This is a genomic window from Larkinella humicola (assembly GCF_008727875.1).
Taxonomy (GTDB): Bacteria; Bacteroidota; Bacteroidia; order Cytophagales; family Spirosomataceae; genus Larkinella; species Larkinella humicola.
This window is the reverse complement of sequence record NZ_VTWS01000010.1, coordinates 1-22,873: the sequence shown is the minus strand read 5'-3', so window position 1 is coordinate 22,873 and position 22,873 is coordinate 1. Positions and strand designations below refer to the sequence as shown.

The window sequence follows — 22,873 nt, the reverse complement described above, 5'->3', positions numbered from 1 at the left end:
TTCCTCCTCATTCGCGCCATGCAACAACTCAGCGTCCGACACCTGCTGGGCATTAAGAACCTGACCGAGAACGACATTCAGCTCATTTTAGGAACGGCTCGCGAGTTCAAAGACGTCATTAACCGACCCATCAAAAAAGTGCCGTCGCTGCGCGATATCACGATTGCCAACGTTTTTTTCGAAAATTCGACCCGCACCCGGCTGTCGTTCGAGCTGGCCGAAAAGCGGTTATCGGCCGATGTCGTCAACTTTTCGGCCTCGGGCAGTTCGGTTAAGAAGGGCGAGACGTTGCTGGATACCGTCAACAACATTCTGGCCATGAAGGTCGACATGATCGTCATGCGCCACAGCAGCCCCGGCGCCCCGCACTACCTGTCGGACCGCATCAAAGCCAATGTCGTCAACGCGGGCGACGGCACCCATGAGCACCCGACGCAAGCCCTGCTCGACTCGTTTTCCATTCAGGACAAGCTGGGCGATGTGGCAGGCAAACGCGTCGCCATCATCGGTGATATTCTACACTCCCGCGTGGCTTTATCCAATATTTTCTGTCTGCAAAAACAAGGCGCGGAGGTGATGGTTTGCGGCCCTACGACGCTGATTCCCAAGCACATCAACGAACTGGGGGTGAAGGTGAGCCACGACGTTCGGGAAGCGCTCAACTGGTGTGACGTCGCCAACGTGCTGCGGATTCAACTGGAACGGCAGCAGATCAAGTATTTTCCGTCGCTGCGGGAATATTCGCTCTATTACGGGATTTCCAAAAAGATGCTGGACGAACTCGACCGCCCGATTGTGCTGATGCACCCCGGCCCCATCAACCGGGGCGTCGAACTGACCTCCGACGCGGCTGATTCACACCATTCGATTATTCTGGATCAGGTGGAAAATGGCGTGGCGGTTCGGATGGCGGTGTTGTATCTGCTAGCGCAGATGTAGACACTATTCACGGACTTTCCATAAACCCTCAGTACTTTCATGAAAACCATTTTACGCTTTGTTTGCGGACTATTTTTTTACGTCTTCAGTAATTCGCTCGTTGCCCAACCCACCCAAACCTTCACCACCGCCAAATCCCCCGCCGATGCCGGGTTCTCCGCCGACCGGCTCAAACGCCTGGATGATTACCTGCAAAGTTTCATCGATAAAGGAATCGCCCCCAATGCCGTCACGTTCGTCGCCCGGAATGGCAAGATTGTTCATTACAAAGCGTTCGGTTACAGCAATCTGGAGAAGAAAACCCCGCTCAAACGCGACGATCTGTACCGCATTGCGTCCCAGTCGAAAGCTGTGGTGACGGTTGCGCTGATGACGTTGTTTGAAGAAGAGAAATTCCTGCTCGACGACCCCATTTCCAACTACATTCCGGCCTTCAAAAATCCGCGGGTGCTGGTGAGCGTTGATAAAGAGAAAGGCACCTACGAAACCCGCCCGGCGAAAAGCGAAGTGACCATCCGGCAGTTGCTGAGTCACAACGCCGGGATTCCTTATGAACACCCGCTCGACCAGCGCCCGGAATTCAAAGTACCGTTTTTCAATTCGATCCAGGCCGATAAACTCGAAGACGTCGTCAACCGGATTGCCGCCCGCCCGCTCACCAAAGACCCCGGCGAAGCCTTCGTATACGGGTTGAACACCGACATCATTGGCCGGCTGATCGAAATTCTGGCCGGAAAACCGCTGGACGTTGCCCTGCGCGAACGGGTGCTGGAACCGGTTGGCATGAACGACACCTATTTTTATCTCCCGGCCAACAAAGCCAGTCGGCTGGTGGAACTCTATTCCAAAAGCAGCTCCGAAAAACCGCTGACCCTGCACGAAAACAATGCCTACCGCTCGTTTGCCGTAGAAGGGGCCAAAACGTATTTTTCGGGCGGAGCCGGGCTGGTCAGCACCGTGGAAGATTATGCCAAATTCTGCCAGATGATGCTCAACGGCGGCAGTTTCAACAACAAACGGATTCTGGGCCGAAAAACCGTTGAGATGATGCTGCGCAACCAGATTGGCGATGCCAGAACCAGCAATTACAACGACAAATTCGGCCTTGGTTTTCAATTGGTTACACCAGAAAGCAGCTATGGCAACGAAACCAGTCCGGGTACGTTTGGCTGGGGCGGTATGTATTGCTCTGAATACACCATCGATCCGAAAGAAAACCTGATCCTGCTGGTTTTCACCAATGTGCAGCCCTACGTCCACTCCACCGAATTCCGACGGAAATTTAAAATTGCAGTGTATCAGGCGCTGGAGTGACTCGTTCAGGAATAATAAATGTAAAATTTTGAATATCAAATGTAAAATTAATCGGTACAATGCTCTTTACTTTTACATTCGATATTTATCATTTTACATTTATCATTTTACATTTATCATTCAAAATCCTCAAACTACTTCCTTCTCCCACTCAACCTTATACGACAGCACGGCTTCCGAGGCTTTGGCTCCTTGTTTGATGAAAAATGGAAGCACCAGATCACGGAACCAGACGGCAACGGGATGGGTCGCCACTTTCCCGTTGCCCGTCCGCCGGGCTTGGCGGACAATCTTCTCGACCCGCTCCCGGCGCAGGCTCTCGAACTTCGAAAAAGCGTGTTCCACCTTCAGCGAATCGCGCAGACACTGGGCCAGCACGGCGGCATCTTCCAGGGCCAGCGATGCGCCCTGTCCCGAATGGGGTGAGGTTGCATGGGCGGCATCTCCCACCAGACAAACCGGTCCCTTGTGCCAGGCTGGCAGCGACGGCAGATCGTAGACCGGCCATTTGCCGATGTCGCCGGGGGTCGACTGAATAATCTCCGGAACCGGGGCCGGATCGTTGCCGTGGTTGCGGAGCAATTGCTGCCGCCAGGCTTCGCTGGAAATAGCATTCAGTTCGTTCCGCTTCGGTTCGCTGGGCCAGGCCACGTTGCTGAACCAGTAGACCTCGCCGTCCGGTTTGGCGATGTACCCGAAAAAGGCCTTTTTCCCGAAGATCATCTGCATGGCCCCGGAGGTCGACAAACCGGGCGGGCATTGGGCAAAACCGCCACAATCGACAACCCCGGTGTAAGCTGGTTTGGGGGCATTCGGAAAAACCAGTTGGCGGGTTTGGGAGTGAATTCCGTCACACCCGATCAGAAAATTCCCCCCGGCTTGCGAGCCGTCTTCAAACCGGGCCGTTACGCCCTGAAAACCGTTGAGTTGAATCCCGTTAAGCTTCTTGCCAAACCGGACCGGAATGTTCCGCCGAAGGGCTTCGTCGCGCAGGATCTGGTGCAACTGCCCCCGTTTGATCATGACATTGTGGCTTCCAAACCGCTCTTCTTCGTCGCAGCTTTCCAGTTGCGCCAACTGCTTGCCGTCGCTGTTGAAGAAATCCATTCCCACCGAATGAAAACCGTCCTTTTCCAGCAGGTGATCAATGTCCAGCGCTTTCAACACGTTGACGCCGTTGGGAGCCAGGTTCAGAAACGCACCTGCTTCGTCCAGACCGGCGGGTTGTGATTCGTAGATTTCGGCGTCAATGCCTGCCTGCTGTAAAAAAAGGGCTACCACCGGGCCGGCAATGCCGCAACCGATGATGAGGGCTTTCTGGGGAGTCGTCATGGTCGTTCTGCTGATTGAATAGCCAAAAGTAGGACGGCCCGCCCATCCATGCCCGGCGATTTTCGTGAACCGCCATTTTTGGCCGACGAGCGAACAATTCCAACCGACCGGGCGCATTGCTTTCCTATTCCACCTGAATTGTCTAGCTTTAACGTTCACCATTTAACACAACCCCCAAGCCATGAATGCATCCAAAACCGCCCTGGTTCTGATCGAGTATCAAAACGATTTTACCTCGCCGGGAGGCAGCCTGCACGACGCCGTCAAAGGCGTGATGGACTCCACCAACATGCTGGAGAACACGAAAGACGTTCTGACAAAAGCCCGGGAAGCCGGGGTCACGATCATCCATTCACCAATCAGTTTTCACGAAGGCTACTACGAAATTACGGCCCATCCCTACGGCATTTTGAAAGGCGTGGTCGATAGCCAGTCGTTTCGGAAAGGCAGTTGGGGCGTCGAGATTGTCGATGATGTGAAGCCGGAGTCGGGCGAGATCGTGCTGGAAGGCAAACGTGGCCTCGATGCATTCGCCAGCACCAACCTGGATTTCATCCTCCGCAGCAAAGGCATTGAAACCATTGCGCTGGGCGGTTTTCTGACGAACTGCTGCGTGGAATCGACCATGCGCTCCGGTTATGAAAAAGGCTTTGAAGTGATTACCTTAACCGACTGCACGGCCACCCTGAGTGAAGAGGAGCAGAAATTTGCCTGCGCCAAAAACTTCCCCATGTTCTCCAAACCGATGACCCACGACCAGTTTGTGGAAGAACTGTCAGGCGAGAAGGTGACGGAAATTGAAGGACGCGGATACTCGGCGTAAAGAAGAAAAGAATCTCAAATGGTAAATGATGAACGCTACATGTAAAAGTGAACGGCACCTGGATACTTTTACATGTAGCGTTCATCATTTACCATTTGAGATTTTCTTTTCAACTTTATACTTTCGCATTTGCCCCTAAATCCCCTTTTGGGGCAAATGCGAAAGTATAAAGAATTATCAGATACAAGTCCTATACTACCCCTCCATGGCACTCCCCTCGATTTCAACTTCTTTTTTCATTAACTTACCCGCCCATCCTTGACCAACCCTTTCTATGAAGAAGGTATCCCTGCTGTTTTTTACGTTTTGGCTGGCTACGGCGGCAATGGCCCAGGTTCCGGCCCTTATCGACCGGCAGCTGATTTTTGGCGATCCCGAAATTATCGGTGCGCAGCTCTCGCCCGATGGGGCCTATATGTCGTTCATCAAACCGTATAAAGGAACCCGCAACATCTGGGTTAAAAAACGCGACGATCCGTTCACAGCGGCCAAACCGGTAACGGCCGACACCACCCGGCCCATCGCCAATTATTTCTGGTCGCGGGATGGCAAATATGTACTTTACGTGCAGGACAAGGGCGGAAATGAGAATTTCAATATCTACGCAGTCAGCCCTTCCGAGGGTCTGAAGGCCAGCACCGTACCAGCGGCCCGGAACCTGACCGATGTCAACGGGGTGCGGGCGGCTATTTATCGGGTTCCCAAAACCGATCCCAATACACTGTACATTGGCCTGAACGACCGCGATAAAGCCTGGCACGACCTCTACAAACTGAACCTGACCACCGGCGAAAAAACGCTCGTTCGCAAAAATACCGACCGGGTCACCGGCTGGATTTTTGACTGGGACGACAAACTGCGGCTGGCCACCAGCACCGCAGCCGATGGCAGTTCCGACATCCTGCGGGTCGATGAGGCCGGCATGACCAAAATCTATTCCACGACGATTTATGAAACCAGCTATCCCATCGGTTTTCACAAGGATAACCAGCGGTTTTATCTGGTCACCAACAAAGACAAGTCGGATCTTCAGAAACTGATTCTGCTCAACCCGGTTTCGCTGAAAGAGCAGTCGGTCGAATCCGATCCGATGAAAAAGGTGGATTTCGGAAGCATTCTTATTTCGGAGGTAACCCGGGAACCCATTTTTACGACCTACACCGACGACCGGCTGCGCCGGTACTGGAAAGACAAACTGTTTGAAAAAGACTTTCAGTTCATTCTGCGGGAGCTTCCGGGCGTCGATATTCTGTTCGGTTCATCCACCGACGATGAGCAATACTGGCTGCTGTCGGCTACGAGCGACACCGACCCTGGGGCCACGTTTCTGTTCGACCGCAAAACCAAAGAGTTGACGTTTCAATACCGTCCGCGCCCCAAACTGCCGATCAACGACCTGGCGCGCATGGAAGCCATCCGGTATAAATCGTCTGACGGCATGGAAATTCCGGCTTTTCTGACCTTGCCCAAGGGCCTCGACCACAAGAATTTGCCGGTGGTGATTGTTCCCCACGGCGGACCGTGGGCGCGTGACGCCTGGGGGTATAACTCGTATCACCAGTTTCTGGCGAATCGGGGGTATGCGGTTTTGTCGATGAATTTCCGGTCTTCGACCGGCTACGGCAAGCAGTTTCTGAACGCGGGCAACAAACAGTGGGGCGAAAAAATGCAGGACGACATCACCTGGGGCGTCAAATACCTGATCGATCAGGGCATTGCCGATCCGAAGCGCGTCGGTATTATGGGCGGTTCCTACGGCGGTTATGCCACGCTGGCGGGCCTGGCCTTCACGCCCGACGTCTACGCGGCTGGTGTTGCCATTGTTGCGCCGTCCAACATCATCACGCTGCTGAACTCGATTCCGCCCTACTGGGAGTCGGTTCGGAAAACGTTCTACGAGCGCATGGGCGACCCCAACACGCCCGAAGGCAAAGCGCAGTTGATGAAACAGTCGCCCCTGTTTTCGGCCGACAAGATCAAATCGCCCCTGCTGGTGGTACAGGGTGCCAACGACCCGCGCGTCAACAAAGCGGAGTCCGATCAGATTGTGGTGGCCCTCCGCGACCGTGGTTTTCCGGTCGAATACCTCTGTGCGCCCGATGAAGGCCACGGTTTTGCGCGGCCCGTCAACAACATGGCGATGCTGGCCCTGGCAGAGAAGTTTCTGGCCAAACACCTGGGCGGCCGGTTTCAGGAATCCATGCCGGAGAACGTGGCCAACCGGTTGAAGGAGATCACGGTAGATGTGAAAACCGTGCAGTTGGCGGATAAGAAACCCTGACAGCGCCGGGCCGTCGCTACGGCCAGAAACCCTGACAGCGGCCAGAGGCCCTGTCAGCGGTTGCCGGTTTGTACTAAATTAAAATTTATGCCCCGTATCAATGGGGCATTTTTTATGGTGCAAACCCGCACAACCCGTGCGAAACCGCACACTTTTAGAAAACCAAAAACACTACAAACCTTTAATTATCAACGAATTAATAACTGGCACATCGTTTGGATAGTCTCTGTCAAGGTATAACAACAAATGGACAGAGAATTAGCCCCCGAAATCGTCAGGCAAAGCCGGACCAAAAATTATATCATTGTCTTTGTCGTGCTGGTCGTTGCCGGAATCGCGATTTACTTCTTCCGGCGTGTTTTAAAAACATCCGTCGAAGCCTCGCGCATCCGGACAGCGACGGCGGAGATTGGCCCGGTCGAGAATTCGCTGAGCGCCACGGGTGAGGTGATTCCGGCCTACGAACAAATCATCACCAGCCCCATCCGCGCCAGCATCCGGCGCGTCCTGCTGACCCCCGGCACGCAGATCAAACCGGGTCAGGCCATTCTGGATCTGGACAAGTCGCTAACCCTCATCGAATTCGAAAAAATGAAGGATCAGTTGGCGCTCAAACGCAACAGCATCGAACAATTGCGGATGAAGCTTAACAAAAACCTCTTCGATGCCGAAGCCGACGACCAGATCAAATCCCTCAACATCAACCGGCTAAAAGCCGAACTGGAAGATGCCCGACGCCTGCTGAAAGTCGGGGGACAAACCCAGGAAGACGTCACCCGCGCCGAAAACAGCCTTCGCATTGCCGAACTGGAAAAGAAAAAACTGGAAAACGACCTTTCCTACAACCGCCAGTCGATGGGCGCCAGCCTGAAAGAAACCACCTTGCAGGCTCAGATCGAGGAAAAAAACCTGAGCGAACTGGATCGGAAACTGAATCAGGCCAACATCATCGCCGACCGCCCCGGCGTGCTGACCTGGGTGAACGAGAACATCGGTTCGGCAGTCAACGAAGGCGAAATTCTGGCGAAACTGGCCGATCTGGGCAGTTTTCGGATTGAAGGCTCCTGCTCCGATGTCTACGCCGATCAGGTGAAAGCCGGTTTGCCGGTCATCGTCAAGGTCAACGAAACCAATTTGCGCGGCCTCATTACGCAGGTAAAACCGTCGGTGAAAAACGGCGTCATCCAGTTTGTGGTGCAACTGAACGACAACCACCACGCGTCGCTCCGGCCCAACATGAAAGTGGAAGTCTTCGTGGTAACCAGCCAGACCGCCAAAGCCGTTCGGGTGGCCAACGGACCAGCGTTCAAAGGCAAGAAAAATCAGTTTGTTTACATCCTGAATAACCAGGGAATCGCTCAACGCCGGGAGGTGCAGGTTGGTTTGTCCAACTTCGATTACGTGGAGATCAAAAGCGGGATTCAGCCGGGCGAGCGCGTCATCATCACCGATTTGAGCGAGTTCGAGCATTTGCAGGAAATCACGATCGACAACCATGCAAACTGAACACGCTACCCCGCACAAGCCGCTGATTACTGAAAAAAAGACGGCTCTTCTGATTAGTCTTGGTCTTCTTGTGCTGCTTTTGCTGGGACATACCCTTCAAGCCCAGCCACAGTTGCTGACGCTGGACGATGTGGTGCAGATGGCGAAGTCGCAGTCGATTTCGGCGAAACAGGCGGCCACGCAGAAGCAAACCAGCTACTGGCAATACCGGACGTTTCAGGCGGGTTTCAAACCGCAACTGAGCCTCGACGGTTCGCTGCCCAATTTCGAACGGTCCTTTATCCAGGTGACGCAGCCCGACGGAACGATTAGCTTCCAGCCGATTTCCAACAACAATTCGGTTTTGAATCTCTCGCTGAGCCAGAACATTGCGCCAACCGGCGGGTCGGTTTTCGTGCAGAAACAGATTCAGCGGTTTGACGATTTCGAGCGAAATAACCGGCTGTACAACGGCATTCCGTTTGCGGTTGGACTCCGGCAGCCGCTGTTTCAATTCAACCAAATGAAGTGGGATCGCAAAATTGAGCCGTTGAAATTTGAAGAAAGCAACCAGTTTTTCATCGAGTCGATGGAGAAAGTGACGGTTTCAGCCACAGGTTATTACTTCGATCTATTGGTGGCGCAGGTCAATTTGCAGATTGCCGAAAAAAACCTGAGCAACAACGACACGCTGTATAAAATTGCCCAACACAAGCTGGAACTGGGCAAGATTTCGCAGAATGACATCCTGCAATTGCAAATGGGCGTTTTGACGGCCAAAAAAGAGTTCGCATCGGCCCGCCAGAATGCCGAAATTGCCTCGCTGAGCCTGCGTTCGTACATGGGCTACCGCGACGACCGGAAACTGGAGTTGGTGGTGCCGACCCACATTAGCGAACTTACCATTGACGTCCAAAAAGCCCTGAATGAAGCCTTCAACAACCGCTCCGACGCCATTGCCTTCCGGCGAAAAGCCCTGGAAGCCCAGCGCGATGTGGACAAAGCCCGCAAAGACAACGGCCTGAATGCCACACTGAATGCGGCTTTTGGTCTCTCAAACCGGGGCGCTAATCTGGGCGATATTTACATCCGTCCGCAGGATCGGGAATACCTCGAAGTGCAGTTTGTGCTGCCCATCATGACCTGGGGACGTGCCCAGGCCCGAACCGAAACCGCCAAAGCCACGCAGCAGTTGGTGACGCAAACCGTGGAGCAGGACAAGCTGACGTTCGAGCAGGCCATTTATACGCAGGTGACGCTGCTGCAGATGCTCCAGCAGCAGGTTAAACTAACCACCGAAGCCGACGGCATTGGCCAGCAACGCTACCAGATTGCCCAGAACCGCTTTATACTGAGTGATTTGAGCGTCACGGATTTAGGCATTGCCATGCAGGAAAAAGACCGCGCCCGGCGCGATGCCATTCTGGCCCTGCGGGATTACTGGACGGCTTTTTACACCATCCGCCTGCTGACGCTGTACGATTTTGAACGCAATGAAAAAATCAAATACTAACATGATCAACCTTACGAACATCGAAAAAGTGTACCGCACCAGCAGCATCGAGACGCTGGCGCTCAACAACATCAACCTCAACATCCGCAAGGGTGAATTTGTCTCCATCATGGGACCGTCGGGTTGCGGCAAATCGACGCTGCTCAACATCATGGGGCTGCTGGACGAACCCTCGAAAGGAACCGTCGAACTGGACGGCCAGCGGGTGTCGACCTACCACGACAAGGAACTGGCCCGGTTGCGCAACGAGAAGATCGGTTTTATCTTCCAGAGCTTCCACCTGATCAACGACTTATCGGTGGTCGATAACGTCGAAATCCCGCTGTTGTATCGCTCTACGAACGGAAAACCGCGCCAGACCTACGCCAAAGAAGCGCTGGAAAAAGTGGGCCTGAGCAACCGCATCAAACACTTTCCGAAGCAGTTGTCGGGCGGACAGAAACAGCGGGTCGCCATCGCCCGCGCCATTGTTGGCAAACCGGAAATCATCCTGGCCGATGAACCCACCGGAAACCTCGACAGCGCGATGGGCAACGAGATCATGAACATTCTCCAGGGATTGAACGACGAAGGCGCCACGATCATCATGGTGACCCACGACGAAACCATGGCCAAACGCACGCATCGATTGATCCGGCTTTTCGACGGAACGCAGGTGCAATAAAATTGTGATTGAGCGAATGAGTGATTGAGTGAATAGATCAAAGATCATACGTTTCTATTTCCTTAGTCACCCGTCCACTCAATCGCTAAATCACTCAATCACTCAATGAAATGCTAACGAACTATATCAAAATCGCCTGGAAGGTGCTCTTGCGGCATCCGTTTTACACCTTCATCACGCTCTTCGGCATTAGTCTGACCCTGACAGTGCTGATGGTGCTGACCTCATTTCTCGACCATTTGTTCGGGAGCCATTACCCGGAAACCAAACGCGACCGGTCGCTCTACGTCATGCAGATGAGAACCCAGGATTCGACCAGAACCGGCAGCAGTTCGGGGCCGATGAGCTTCAAGTTTTTGACGGAATACGCCAAATCGCTGAAAACCGCCGAGCGGGTCACGATCTGTACCTTTGTCAATAGCTCCAACGCCTACGTGGGTTCGCAGAAAATCAAGCTTAACACCAAGTATACCGACGCGGATTTCTGGGAAGTGACCGAGTTTGACTTTCTTGAAGGCAAGCCCTACAACGAGCAAAATATTGCCAACAGCGATCTGGTTGTTGTGATTACAGATGACTTCAAAAAGCAGTATTTTGGGAATGTGGCGGAATCGGTAATTGGCAAAGACGTCGAAATAGAAAGCATTCATTACCGCGTTATTGGGGTGGTGAGAGGCAGCCCGGTGACCCGGCCGTTTACCTACGCCGACGTGTATTATCCGTACACCACGCCTAAAAGTAATTACCAGCGAACCGGCATGCGGGGCGGTTACGTGGCGATTCTGCTGGCGAAAAAGACGTCCGATCTCAAAACCGTTCGGGATGAATTTCAGAGCCACATCGCCCGAATTCCGTTGCCGGGCGTTGAGGATGGGTATAAATATGCGTATGTGGAAGTGAAAAGCGAGCCGTATGTGGAAAATTTCGTCGGCACCCTCAACGGCAACAAAGGACTGAAAACCGTCTTTTTCGGTATCATTGCCTTTATTATGCTCATGTTGATTGGACTTCCGGCCATCAACCTGGTGAATGTGAACGTCAGCCGGATCATGGAACGGGCCTCGGAAATCGGCATCCGGAAAGCCTTCGGCGCACCCGTCCGAACCCTCATGTGGCAGTTTATCATCGAAAACATTTTCATCACGCTGATCGGTGGCGGCATCGCTCTCGTTCTAACCCTGATTGTCATACAACTCATCAACAGCAGCGGCATCATTGCCTACGCCGACCTGACCATCAATCTGAACGTATTCCTGGTCAGCCTGTTGGTCTGCCTCGTCTTCGGGCTCCTGTCCGGCGTCCTGCCCGCCCTGCGCATGTCAAAACTCAAAATCGCGGAAGCACTGAAATCTTAATGAGTGATTGAGTGATTTAGCTATTGAGTGATGCACTACCACAGAGTTAGTCACTCAATCACTAATTCGCTCAATCACACAATCACTCATTCACTCAATAATCTTATGATCCGACATCTTTTTAAATTAATCTGGAACAAGAAGAAAGCTCACTCGCTGCTGCTGGTGGAGATTTGGGCTTCGTTTCTGGTCCTCTTCGGACTGACTTCGCTGATTGTGTACAACGTCCGGAATTACCGCGAACCGCTGGGATTTGAATACCAGAATGCCTGGGCCATCAGCCTGAAAAGCAATGAAGATACCACCGAACTCGCCCAAAAAATCGAGATGATTTTGCAACGAGTCAAGGCGTACCCCGAAGTTGAATCAGCGTCCCGAATGAGCAACAATTTTCCGTTTTCACAGAGTTCGAGGAACAACGGCATCGATTATAATAAAAAGCATGTATTAGCAGATTTTTATGTAACCGATGAAAATTATGCCAAAACAATGGTAATTCCCGTTGTTGAAGGGCACTGGTACCGAAGTGCGGATAGTGTCGGCAAATACTCGCCGGTTGTTATCAATCGGAAATTGAAGGAGGAATTGTTCGGCGACGAAAAACCGGTGGGGAAAATCATTAGCGAACGATTCAAAGTAACCGGTGTTGTCAATACGTTTAAGTCGAAGGGCGAATTTATGGTGGACAAACCGGCGTTGTTTGAACTGGTGGATGCGAAATCACCCTGGGACGATTTGCTGATGATTCGGGTAAAACCGGGGACCGATGCGGTTTTTGAAGCTAAAATGGTGAAAGCGATTACGACGATGGTAGCTGGCTGGAGCGTCGAAGTCGACCACCTGACGGATTCGCGAAAAACCACGCATAACCTGACCCTCGTGCCGGTTATTATCTTCCTGATCGTGTCGGGTTTCCTGCTGATCAACGTCGCCCTCGGGTTGTTCGGCGTTCTGAATCTGAGCATTGCCAAACGCCGGGGCGAAATCGGTTTGCGCCGGGCGCTGGGGGCCACCGGAAACGGTATTTCGCAACAATTCATCAGCGAAATCCTGGTACTGGCGACGTTTGCGCTCTTGATTGGACTCTTGTTTGCGATGCAATTCCCATTGATGAACGTCTTCGATATTCAGGCCGGTATATACTTGACCGCCATTGCCATATCGGTCGTGGTCATTTACGGGATTGTTACACTCTGCGCCCTCTTCCCCAGTCGCCTGGCCGCACGGATTCAACCGGCGGTGGCGTTGCATGAGGAATAAGTATTTGTTTCGCAGAGTTAAGCGGAGAAAATCAGAGTTAAGCAGAGAAAAAAAGTTTTTCAATGCAAACTCTGCTAAACTCTGATTTTCTCTGCTTAACTCTGCGAAATAACTTTTAACATGCTCTTAATTATCGACGACGATATTGCGGTTCAGACCTCCCTTTCGCTCCTGCTTCGGAGGGATGGTTTCACCGTGAAAACCGCTGAGAATCCTGCGCAGGCCCTGGAAGCCCTCGACGCCGAGACGCCGGAACTGGTGTTGCTGGATATGAATTTTTCCATCGAAACCTCCGGTGAAGAAGGCCTGAAACTCCTGAACGTGATTCGGGCGGGCTATCCAACGGTTCCGGTGATTCTGATTACGGGCTGGGGAACCATCGATCTGGCCGTGCAGGGCATGAAAGCCGGGGCAAAAGACTTCATCACCAAACCGTGGCAAAATGACTATGTGCAGCAATCCATCCGCACGATTTTAAATCTGGCCCAGCCCAAACCGGCCCAGCCGCTGTCGCCAAGCCGTCAGAAACTCGACCAGCAGTACCAGTTTGAACACATCGTCGGCGAAGACGCCAAGCTGCTCGACATTCTGGAAACGATCGGCCGCGTGTCGCCCACCGACGCACCGGTTTTGATTACGGGCGAAAGCGGAACGGGCAAGGAACTGATTGCCGAAGCCATTCACCAGAACAGCCGACGCCGGAGCAAACCGTTCGTGAAAGTCAATCTGGGTGGTATTTCGTCGACCTTGTTTGAAAGTGAACTGTTTGGCCACTTGCGCGGGGCTTTCACCGACGCCAAATCCGACCGTGTCGGGCGGTTTGAACTAGCCAACAAAGGCAGCATCTTTCTGGACGAAATCGGCGACCTCGATCTGTCGAGCCAGGTCAAATTGCTGCGGGTTTTGCAGGACCGCACCTTCGAACCGCTGGGCAGCAGCCGGAGCAAGTCCGTCGATGTGCGCGTCATCTGCGCAACCAACCGCAACCTGGAAGAGATGGTCGCCAAAGGCACATTTCGCGAGGATCTGTTTTACCGCATCAACCTCATCACCGTCAAACTTCCGGCCCTGCGCGAACGACCCAATGACATTCCCCAGTTGGTCACCTACTTTGTCAACAACCTGAAAACCATCTACGAGCGGCCCAGGCTGACCATCAATCCGTCGGCGCTGAAATGGGCGCGAAACCTGGCGTTGCCGGGCAACATCCGCCAGTTGAAAAACATCGTGGAACGCACGGTTTTGTTATCCACCAAAGACGAACTGGAAATCAGCGACTTTCAGAAGCACGTTCCACTTTCGACCGTCCGGCAGGAATCGGTGCGGTTACCCGAAATCGGCACCATCACGCTGGACGAACTGGAATTCCAGATGATTCGCCGGGCGATGGATTTCTACAACAACCGGGTTTCCAAAGTGGCACGGGCGCTGGGCATCACACGGTTTGCTTTGTATCGACGGCTGGAAAAATACGGAATCCCGTTTGATGGGAACGCGGATTAGACGGATTGAACATATTTTCACGGATAAATAAATCTTTTTCAATCCGTGAAAATCCGTTTCAATCCGTTTCAATCCGTTCAATCCGCGTTCCTATCGTTTATCTTGGGTTCATGAAACTTTCCCTGCGGACAAAATACCTGTTCTACATCATCGCGATCCACGCGGCTCTGATTTTCCTCATTTTTAAATGGCTTCAGGAAAACAAGCTGCTGTTCATCGTTTCGGAGGTACTGGTGCTGGCTTCGGTGCTGGCAGCCATCCAGATCTACCGCGCTTTCGGGCAACCGTCGCAATTTATTTCAGCGGGTATTGAAGCGATTAAGGACAAGGATTTTACGATCAAGTTTGTGCCCACCGGCAACCGCGAAGTCGACGGGCTGATCGACGTCTACAACCTCATGATCGACCAGCTTCGTGAGGAACGCACCAAACAAATGGAACAGCAGTTTTTTCTGGAAAAGCTCATCGAAGCCTCCCCCATCGCCACGCTGATTTTCGATTTTGACCGGCGGATTTCGTCGGCCAACCCGAAAGCAACGGCCTTGCTCCAACGCCCTGCGAACCAATTGACCGGACGACATTTATCAGAAATCGACCACCCGCTGCTGAACCAATTGGCGCATTCGAACGACAGCGAAACCCGAACCCTGAAAGGAACGGGAATTGAAACCTACCGGATTCAGCGCTCCCACTTCATGGACCGGGGTTTCCGGCGAGATTTTATGCTGATCGAGGAATTAACGAGCGAGATTCTGGAGTCCGAGAAAAAAGCCTACAGCAAGGTGATTCGGATGATGGCCCACGAAGTAAACAACTCCATCGGTGCCATCAACTCCATTTTGAATGTCACCAAATCCTACATGGATGCGCCTGATCAGGAGGACGTTAGCCACGCGCTCCAAATCGCTATTGAACGCAACGACCGCCTGAATCTTTTCATGCGCCGGTTTGCCGATGTGGTCCGGCTCCCACCGCCCCATAAAAACCCCGTCGACCTGAACGAAATGGTGCGCAATGTGAGCCGATTGATGCACCCACAGGCGGCTGCGCGCGGGGTTGTGCTTCACCATGCGTTACCGCCCGATTCTGTCTGGGTTCCGGTGGATGTCGTACAACTGGAACAGGTATTGGTCAATGTGATCAAAAATGCCATTGAAGCCTGCATTGCCGGACAAACGGTCGACATACTGGTAGCCTCTGAACACCTGATGATCCGTGATAATGGCATCCCGATCAGCCCGGATCTGGAAACCAATCTGTTCAATCCTTTCTTTAGCACTAAACCCGACGGACAGGGCATCGGTCTCACCCTCACCCGCGACATTCTGCTCAATCACGGTTTTCCTTTTTCCCTCAAAACCAATCCGGACGGCTGGACGGAATTCACCATTTTATTCGGGAAGTAAGCGGTTTTTGTTTTTATTAATGCAACTATGTTGCATATCACCAAGTAGTTTCTATTTTTGCAACATGGTTGCATTAATAAAACTTCGATGAAAAAAATAACGCTACTTTCCCGGTTCTGGATGATGAGTTTACTCGCAGCCAGCCTATCGGCCTGTCACACCGACGATTCAAAAACCGTCCAACCCACCGACAACGAAGCGGCCTTTACGCGCCTGCTGGTCAGCGATGCCGAAACCGGTGATTTGACGCTGGTAAATCCTGCAAAGCAGACCACGGAGAAATTTTCGGCCCCGTTTGGCTCCAATGCCCTTTATCCAACCGCCAGCGGACGGTTTTCGGCGGTGGTCAATCGGGCCAACCACCACGTCCGGTTTTTCGACAGCGGTATTGTCGACCACGGTGACCATGCCGACGTGAAAGGAACACCCAAATGGGCGGCTCTGACGCTCGAAGCCAGTTTGCCCACGCACGTTTATGTCTGGGGAAACCGCATCGTCGTTTTCAATGACGGCGAAGGTTCCCTGTCGCTGACGACGGAGGACGAACTGCACACAGCGGGGGCCAAAGCCAACGTGATTAAAGTGGATGTGCCGCACCACGGCGCGGTGGTTCCGTTCAGCAATGGCACGTTTGCCGTGACCAAAAAGGACCATTCAGTTGCCGGGACGTTGCCTCAGGGCGTGAAAATCGTTGACGGAAATGGGGTTGTGGTAAAAGAGTCGACAATTGCCGTCACGAGCATTCACGGCGATGTGGGCAATGGCGAAGTGGCCCTTTTCGGTACCACCAGCGGGATTCTGTCTGTCCATAAAGACGGTAGTCAGCAATTGATCAGGTATCCGTCCGAGTTTGGAACCGGCTGGCTGGGCTCCATCGTTTATGACCAAAGCTCAAAGACTTTTTACGGTTTCGGAGCCGCTTTGGGCGTGTATCGAATCGACCTCATCACTAATACGCTGACACCGATCCTCAAAACCGATCAGCTTCACGCGTTCAAAGTTTCGAATGATGGGGATGTTTTTGCGATGCTGACCGACGGTATGCTGAAAGGTTTCAACGCTTCCGGTTCGGCGCTGCGCGATTTGAAAGTCGTAGACGCCATTGCGGCTGATGCCAAAGTGAAACCGGATTTCAGCATCACGAAGCGGTATGTATACGTAACCGACCCTATCAAAAATCAGATCATCCCGGTTTTGCGCAGTAGTTTTTCGGCCAAACCAGCGATTTCTGTTCCGGGTAAACCGTACCGGATTGTGGTGATTGGTGCTCAGCAGGATAGAAAAGGAGAAGACTAATCTATGGTGGATTCGAACCCACCGCTATACCAGGATTCTTCTCTACGAGATGACTAATAAAATGACAAGGAACGCTTACTTACTCCTTGAAAACCAATCGTGGGTGCATACAACCCGGCCCAAGGGCCGGGTTTCTTTTTGGTTCCAATCGCGGACTAAAGGATAGGCGCTTTAAAATTTTTTCAAAAAAAATCCCGAACCGTAGCATTGCTCAGTTGAAGTTGTACCTTTGCATTAATTTATAATAAGTCCAAATAAGAATAAGTAGTTTAACAATGCGAAACCTCTTCCTCTATCTGTGCTGTTTCCTACTGATCACTACGCTGGCCCAGGCACAGGATTTAACCGGAAAAATGAGCGGAAAGGTGGTTACTGCCGACGGAAAGCCAGCCATTTCGGCGACGGTTCTGCTGAAAACAACCCGGTATGGAACCACCACAGACGCGGAAGGACACTATTTTCTGGAAGCCCCGGAAGGTCGTTATAGTGTAGTGATTCAGTCGCTTGGCTTCGGAACCCAAACCATTCCGGTTCGGGTAAAAGCCGGAGAAGCCGTCACCATTCCGTCAACCATCCTCCGTGAAGTGGCCCACCAACTGGACGATGTGGTCGTCACCGGCCAGTACGAACCGCAATCCGTTCGCCAGTCGGTTTACCAGATTCGCACCATCGACCGCGAGCGGATTCAGCTGCGGGGTGCCACCAACCTCATCGGCGTGTTAAACAACGAACTGGGCATCCGGTTTTCCAACGATGCGACGCTGGGAACCTCTGATATTCAATTGATGGGCATGTCGGGCCGGAACGTCAAAATCCTGCTTGACGGCGTCCCGATGGTCGACCGGGGCGACACCCGCGAGAGCCTGAACCAGATCGATATCAACACCATCGACCGCGTCGAAATCGTGGAAGGCCCCATGTCGGTTTCCTACGGCACCGACGCGCTGGCTGGCATCATCAACATCATCACCAAAAAACCGGGCAGCGAACGAATCGCTCTGTCGGGGCGCGTTCAGGAAGAATCCGTCGGGAAAGAATACAAAGGATTTAGCGGAAAAGGCACTCACAATCAGAACCTGGGAGCGACCTGGCAAAAAAATGGCTGGCACGTAGGCGTGGGCGGAACACACAATGACTTCGGCGGCTGGCAGGGAACATCGTTGACCCGAACGAAAGACTGGCATGCCAAAGAGCAGTGGCTGGGTAACGTCAAATTCGGGTTACGAACTGAAAAATTCAGCGTCTGGTACCGGATGGATGCGGTCGACGAAACCATCAACGCGCTGGGTGCTGTTAACGTGAACACCAACCAGGCCCGGGACCAGAACTTCATCACCAGCCGGTTTACCCACCAGGCACAAGGCGACTGGCGGGCCAGTGAACGGCTGCAACTGAACGGTATTGTGTCGTACACCGACTACAGCCGTCGCACCCAGACTACCACCCTCGATTTGACGACCAGTCGACGAACGTTGTCACTCGGCCAGGGCGAGCAGGATGTTTCGGACTTTGTCAGCCAGGTGTTTCGGGTCACGGCCCAGTACAAAATATCGCCGGCGGTTTCGTTGCAACCCGGCATCGACATCAACACGGAGCGTGCCAGCGGTGCCCGAATCCTGGGTTCACCGTCGATCAACGACTACGCTTTTTTTGTTTCCTCAGAACTCAAACCGACCTCTGCCATCACCATCCGACCGGGTTTGCGGTTTGTAAAAAACTCGGTTTACGACGCGCCACCGGTTATTCCGTCTTTAAATACGAAAATCACCCTACACAAAAATACGGATCTGCGGCTGGCCTACGCCCGCGGTTTTCGCTCCCCGGCTTTGCGGGAGCTGTATTTTAACTTCTTCGATGCCAGTCATTCTATCACCGGCAATCCGGATCTGAAAGCCGAGTATTCCAATAGTTTTAACGGTTCCATTACCTGGCGGTCGGTGGCCACGGGCAGGCTCCGGATTACGTCCACCCTGACCGGTTTTTACAACGATTTCCATGATTTGATTGCGTATGGCAACGACCCTGCTAATCCGGGCGTGATGAAAACCATCAACATCGACCGGTTCAAAACCACCGGCGGCACGTTCAATAACACCCTGTCTAGCAAGAATCTCCAGTTAACCGTCGGTTTTTCCCACGTCGGTCGCTACAACAGCTTGACGCAGGATGACCCGGATTTGCCCGAGTTTGTCTGGTCGCCGGAGGTCAATGCCAACCTGACCTATCACCTGCAAAAGATCGACACCAAGGTCAGTCTCTTTTATAAATACACCGGCAAAAGGCCGACGTACGAAAGTCTGACCGACGCCGAAGGAAAACCAGTCACGCGTCTGGCCGAAACCGCCGATTACCACTGGGCCGACCTGACGATCAGCAAATCCATAACGAAATATGTCACGCTGAATGGTGGTGCCAAAAACCTGTTCAATGTCACGCGGCTCAACAATACGTCGGGCGACACCGGCGGTTCACACAGCACCGGTGGAGCCGTTCCGCTGAGTTATGGACGATCTTATTTTCTGGGGTTAAATTTTCAGTGGGCGAAATAAAGTGATGGATGGTTGACGATTGACAATAGACGATAGACAATGGTCGATCGTTATTAGCCAACCATCCATCACCTAAAAAACAATCAAAATCAAATAAATCAGTACATCCATGAACACCGTACGTTCCATTTTCGTATTTCTCGCATTTAGTGCCTGCATCAGCGCCTGCAAACAGGATGATCCCCCGCTACCCGATAACCTGGTTCAATTTGACGCCAGTGAGCAGGGATTTGAATCGGATAAAACCGAAACAGAAATCAAACTCACGTTGACGCGAAGTGCCGAAACCGCCACGGCCATCACCATCGATCTGGCACCAAGCGGTATTGCTTACGGCACCCAGTTTACGACCGATCCGGCGGCAACAAACAACAGCCTGACCGTTACCATTCCGGCGGGAAGCAGCACGGGTTCATTCAAAGTAATCAAAGCGGCCACTCTTTTTCTGAGTGGGAAAGAGTCCATTACTTTCACGATTAAATCAGCCGCCAGCCCGGTTTTAGTCGGCACAAAAACCACGGCAGCGCTGAAGTTTTCATCGATTGTATCGACCGGTTCGCAACTGAAATTAAACGGGGGCGAAGGCGGTTCCAGCGCGGTCAACTCGGTTTTTGTCGATTTCAGCAACAACGCCCAGACTTCGGCGGCCCGCAACAGCTGGGATCTCGGCTTCTACGGCGGTACGGACTTCCGCGTTGTTATCAACGGCACCACGGGTGCTTCGGCCAAGGAACTGACCAAAACCGACTTGAGTCAGGTCACAGCCGCGGACACGGTCGGTTTACGAAACATCCTGATTCTGAGCCAGGGAACGGGCAGTTTCGATAACGTGGATGATGTGGAAGGCGATGTAACCAAAACCGTCATCAAAACCATTTCCGCTACGGATGCCGATAATAAAGTATACATCATCAATCCGGGAACGTCAGGAACGGCGGCCAAAGCCTGGTATAAAGTGCGGGTGATTCGCAAAGGAACCGGTTATACACTGCAATACGCGCAGATTGCCGAAACGACGTTTAAGACCCTGGATGTTGCGAAAGACGCCAATTTAAATTTCAGTTATGTATCCTTCGAAAAAGGACTAACCGAAGTGGAACCGGCGAAAACCAATTGGGATATCGAATGGACATTAGCGACTTATAAAGCGGCTTTAAGTGCGACGGCATCTGTTCCATATACCTACGCAGATTTTGTTTTCATCAATCACCTGGGCGGTGTTGAAGCTGCAGAAGTTCTGACCAGCACCGTTACGTATGATGCCTATGCCGAAGCGAACATCACGACAACAACCTTCAAGAAAGAACGCAACGTAATCGGCAGCAACTGGCGTACCTCAGCGGGTCCGAATGGCGTCGCTGCGGGGGTTAAATCCGATCGGTTTTACGTCATCAAAGACGCCGTCGGAAACGTTTATAAATTAAAATTTCTGAATTATACTTCGTCCGATGGTGGCGTACGAGGCTACCCGACTATCGAATTCAAACTGGTGAAGAAAGTCTAACGGTTTTCGGTATTCGGTTTACAGTTTACGGTGGCTGACGCGCGCTTACAAAAGAATGCGTCAGCCACCGTAAACTGTAAACCGAATACCGAAAACTTATTATCTTGCCTGATCCGCTACATAATTCCGGCGGAAACTCTCAACTTCCTCGTTGGTAAATCCGTAAATACCCTGGATTCTTGCAACGGCCTGGCTCAATTTTGGCAATTCCTCGGCGGTATTGGTCACGAAGCGATAGACCGAAGCCGAACGGTCGTAAGGCGCATTTAATAACGCCAGAAGTTCGTCAATCTGGCTGTCCGTAATTTTCTTGTTGCCCGCATCAATCGTCCGCCAGCCGTGCAGGAAACCGGCGGCTTCGCTGATCAAATGCAACACATCCGCCCGCTGCTGTTCCGTCAGGCCGGTTGAATTCAAAATCGAAGTACTGGCGTGAATGGTATTGATGACCGTGGCCGCGTTGATTTTTTCCCAGTTCAGTTTGATGGCAGCCAGGGCTTCATCCCGGTAGGTATTGTAATCTTCACCTTCCTGCAAGGCTGCCTGCAACGTAATGAATGCCAGGCGGTTTTGACTGTATAAACCTTTTCCGGTCGCATCGTCCCGCCGGGCTGCAAAAGCCGCCATCAGCTGGTCGGGGTTCTGGTAAAACGTGCTGTTGTCGCTGTTGTAAAACATCGGACTGGCCCCGTATACATACAGAATCTGGTCGGCAGTCGCCGGGGTGAAAGTCCCCTTGGTCAGCGATAGGGCATAATTGTATAAAGCCGCACCATACATCCCTTTTTCAATCAGCTGCCCCATTTCCAGACCGTATTCATCAAACAGATACGAGCCATAAACGCCCCCTTCCCAACTCCGGTCAAACGGATAAAACGTTCCGCCACTGGCTTTTGATAGCTCAGCAAAAAAACCGTTGTTCTGGGCCTGAAGACGACTGGCGTAATACGGCGTTGTGACGGAAAGCAAACTGAAATTTCCCTGCGTAAAAGCCGCATTGAGCGATTCTTCCGAGACATATGTGCCCCGTTGCCCTCCTTTGCGGGCCTCCTCGACCAACCTCGCAAACTGCTGAATCAAAGGCTGTAACGGTTCTGAATTAAAACGATATCCAACGCTATCGTACACTTGTGGAATGTTCAGCGACGGCCGGGCAGCCGGGTCCCGATCTTCTTTGCAGGAAACCAGCCCAATCGTGAAGCTGGTTACCAGCAGAACGGCCCATCGCCGGATTTGATACGGTTTACTCATCATGTTTTTTTTGATTAAAGAAGATAGAGCAAAAAATAGAGACTTGGATCGCTATTTATCAGTACCAAACACCGTGATTCCAAGTCTCTGCTCTTTCCTCTCTTCTCTATCTTCTCTTTATTACTACGTGCAAAGGTCTGACGAATTGTTCTATTAAAAAAAAAGCAGCGTCAAAGACCCTGCTTTTTCTATCCTACTCACTATAGCTTTTACTGTATTGTCTTCGTTTTTTCCCCAGCGGTAACTTAATTTAACTTGAACTATGGGATTATTGACCCCGGAGGGGTCTGATGTTAATAGCAAATGCGTATTCTGAGCACTCCAGGCGTGCCGGAGGTACGCGATATAGGCTTAGTTGCGTACCTCCGGCACGCCGGGAGTAGTGAGAAAACGACTGT

Annotated in this window: 16 protein-coding genes; 14 read left to right on the top strand and 2 right to left on the bottom strand. The window is 52.3% G+C overall.

The features are described 5' to 3' along the window. Positions 1-18: 18 nt before the first annotated feature. Together F0P93_RS27850 and F0P93_RS27845 are read left to right on the top strand one after the other, a co-directional pair. Positions 19-939, top strand: coding sequence for an aspartate carbamoyltransferase catalytic subunit (locus tag F0P93_RS27850; protein WP_114405778.1), 921 nt, complete (start codon positions 19-21; stop codon positions 937-939). 39 nt (positions 940-978) lie between these two features. Then, positions 979-2,253 (top strand): serine hydrolase domain-containing protein, encoded by a 1,275-nt coding sequence (locus F0P93_RS27845; RefSeq protein WP_150881088.1) that lies wholly within the window; start codon positions 979-981, stop codon positions 2,251-2,253. Between the two features lie 129 nt (positions 2,254-2,382). Here F0P93_RS27845 and F0P93_RS27840 read toward each other — a convergent pair whose 3' ends face one another. After that, on the bottom strand, positions 2,383-3,585 hold the full coding sequence (locus F0P93_RS27840) for an FAD-dependent oxidoreductase (RefSeq protein ID WP_150881087.1): 1,203 nt from the start codon (positions 3,583-3,585) through the stop codon (positions 2,383-2,385). A 181-nt stretch (positions 3,586-3,766) separates the two neighbouring features. Here F0P93_RS27840 and F0P93_RS27835 point away from each other — a divergent pair, with 181 nt between their 5' ends. The 12 genes from F0P93_RS27835 (at position 3,767) to F0P93_RS27780 (ending at position 21,224) form a co-directional block, all read left to right on the top strand. Continuing rightward, positions 3,767-4,408: a cysteine hydrolase family protein gene (locus F0P93_RS27835; RefSeq protein WP_114405714.1), complete on the top strand. Its 642-nt coding sequence runs from the start codon at positions 3,767-3,769 to the stop codon at positions 4,406-4,408. A 274-nt stretch (positions 4,409-4,682) separates the two neighbouring features. After that, positions 4,683-6,689: a S9 family peptidase gene (locus F0P93_RS27830; protein ID WP_150881086.1), complete on the top strand. Its 2,007-nt coding sequence runs from the start codon at positions 4,683-4,685 to the stop codon at positions 6,687-6,689. 246 nt (positions 6,690-6,935) lie between these two features. After that, positions 6,936-8,195, top strand: a complete 1,260-nt coding sequence (locus F0P93_RS27825; protein WP_150881085.1) for an efflux RND transporter periplasmic adaptor subunit — start codon at positions 6,936-6,938, stop codon at positions 8,193-8,195. After that, positions 8,185-9,687, top strand: a complete 1,503-nt coding sequence (locus tag F0P93_RS27820) for a TolC family protein (RefSeq protein ID WP_150881084.1) — start codon at positions 8,185-8,187, stop codon at positions 9,685-9,687. Before F0P93_RS27825 ends, F0P93_RS27820 begins: the two co-directional genes overlap by 11 nt. Before the next feature lies 1 nt (position 9,688). Then, a complete protein-coding gene (locus tag F0P93_RS27815) occupies positions 9,689-10,351 on the top strand; it encodes an ABC transporter ATP-binding protein (RefSeq protein WP_150881083.1) in 663 nt (220 codons plus the stop codon). Positions 10,352-10,461: 110 nt separating this feature from the next. After that, positions 10,462-11,706: an ABC transporter permease gene (locus tag F0P93_RS27810; protein ID WP_150881082.1), complete on the top strand. Its 1,245-nt coding sequence runs from the start codon at positions 10,462-10,464 to the stop codon at positions 11,704-11,706. A gap of 105 nt (positions 11,707-11,811) precedes the next feature. Further along, positions 11,812-12,966: an ABC transporter permease gene (locus tag F0P93_RS27805; RefSeq protein WP_150881081.1), complete on the top strand. Its 1,155-nt coding sequence runs from the start codon at positions 11,812-11,814 to the stop codon at positions 12,964-12,966. A 120-nt stretch (positions 12,967-13,086) separates the two neighbouring features. Further along, positions 13,087-14,469 (top strand): sigma-54-dependent transcriptional regulator, encoded by a 1,383-nt coding sequence (locus tag F0P93_RS27800; protein WP_150881080.1) that lies wholly within the window; start codon positions 13,087-13,089, stop codon positions 14,467-14,469. 110 nt (positions 14,470-14,579) lie between these two features. Continuing rightward, positions 14,580-15,875, top strand: coding sequence for a sensor histidine kinase (locus F0P93_RS27795; protein ID WP_150881079.1), 1,296 nt, complete (start codon positions 14,580-14,582; stop codon positions 15,873-15,875). Between the two features lie 87 nt (positions 15,876-15,962). Continuing rightward, positions 15,963-17,171 (top strand): hypothetical protein, encoded by a 1,209-nt coding sequence (locus tag F0P93_RS27790; protein WP_150881078.1) that lies wholly within the window; start codon positions 15,963-15,965, stop codon positions 17,169-17,171. A 275-nt stretch (positions 17,172-17,446) separates the two neighbouring features. Beyond that, the gene (locus F0P93_RS27785) at positions 17,447-19,720 is read left to right on the top strand and encodes a TonB-dependent receptor (protein WP_150881077.1); all 2,274 of its coding nucleotides are present in this window, start codon (positions 17,447-17,449) and stop codon (positions 19,718-19,720) included. Positions 19,721-19,829: 109 nt separating this feature from the next. Further along, complete coding sequence (locus F0P93_RS27780) at positions 19,830-21,224, top strand: HmuY family protein (protein WP_150881076.1); 1,395 nt, start codon at positions 19,830-19,832, stop codon at positions 21,222-21,224. A 99-nt stretch (positions 21,225-21,323) separates the two neighbouring features. Here F0P93_RS27780 and F0P93_RS27775 read toward each other — a convergent pair whose 3' ends face one another. Then, positions 21,324-22,478, bottom strand: a complete 1,155-nt coding sequence (locus F0P93_RS27775) for a hypothetical protein (RefSeq protein WP_150881075.1) — start codon at positions 22,476-22,478, stop codon at positions 21,324-21,326. Positions 22,479-22,873 lie beyond the last annotated feature (395 nt).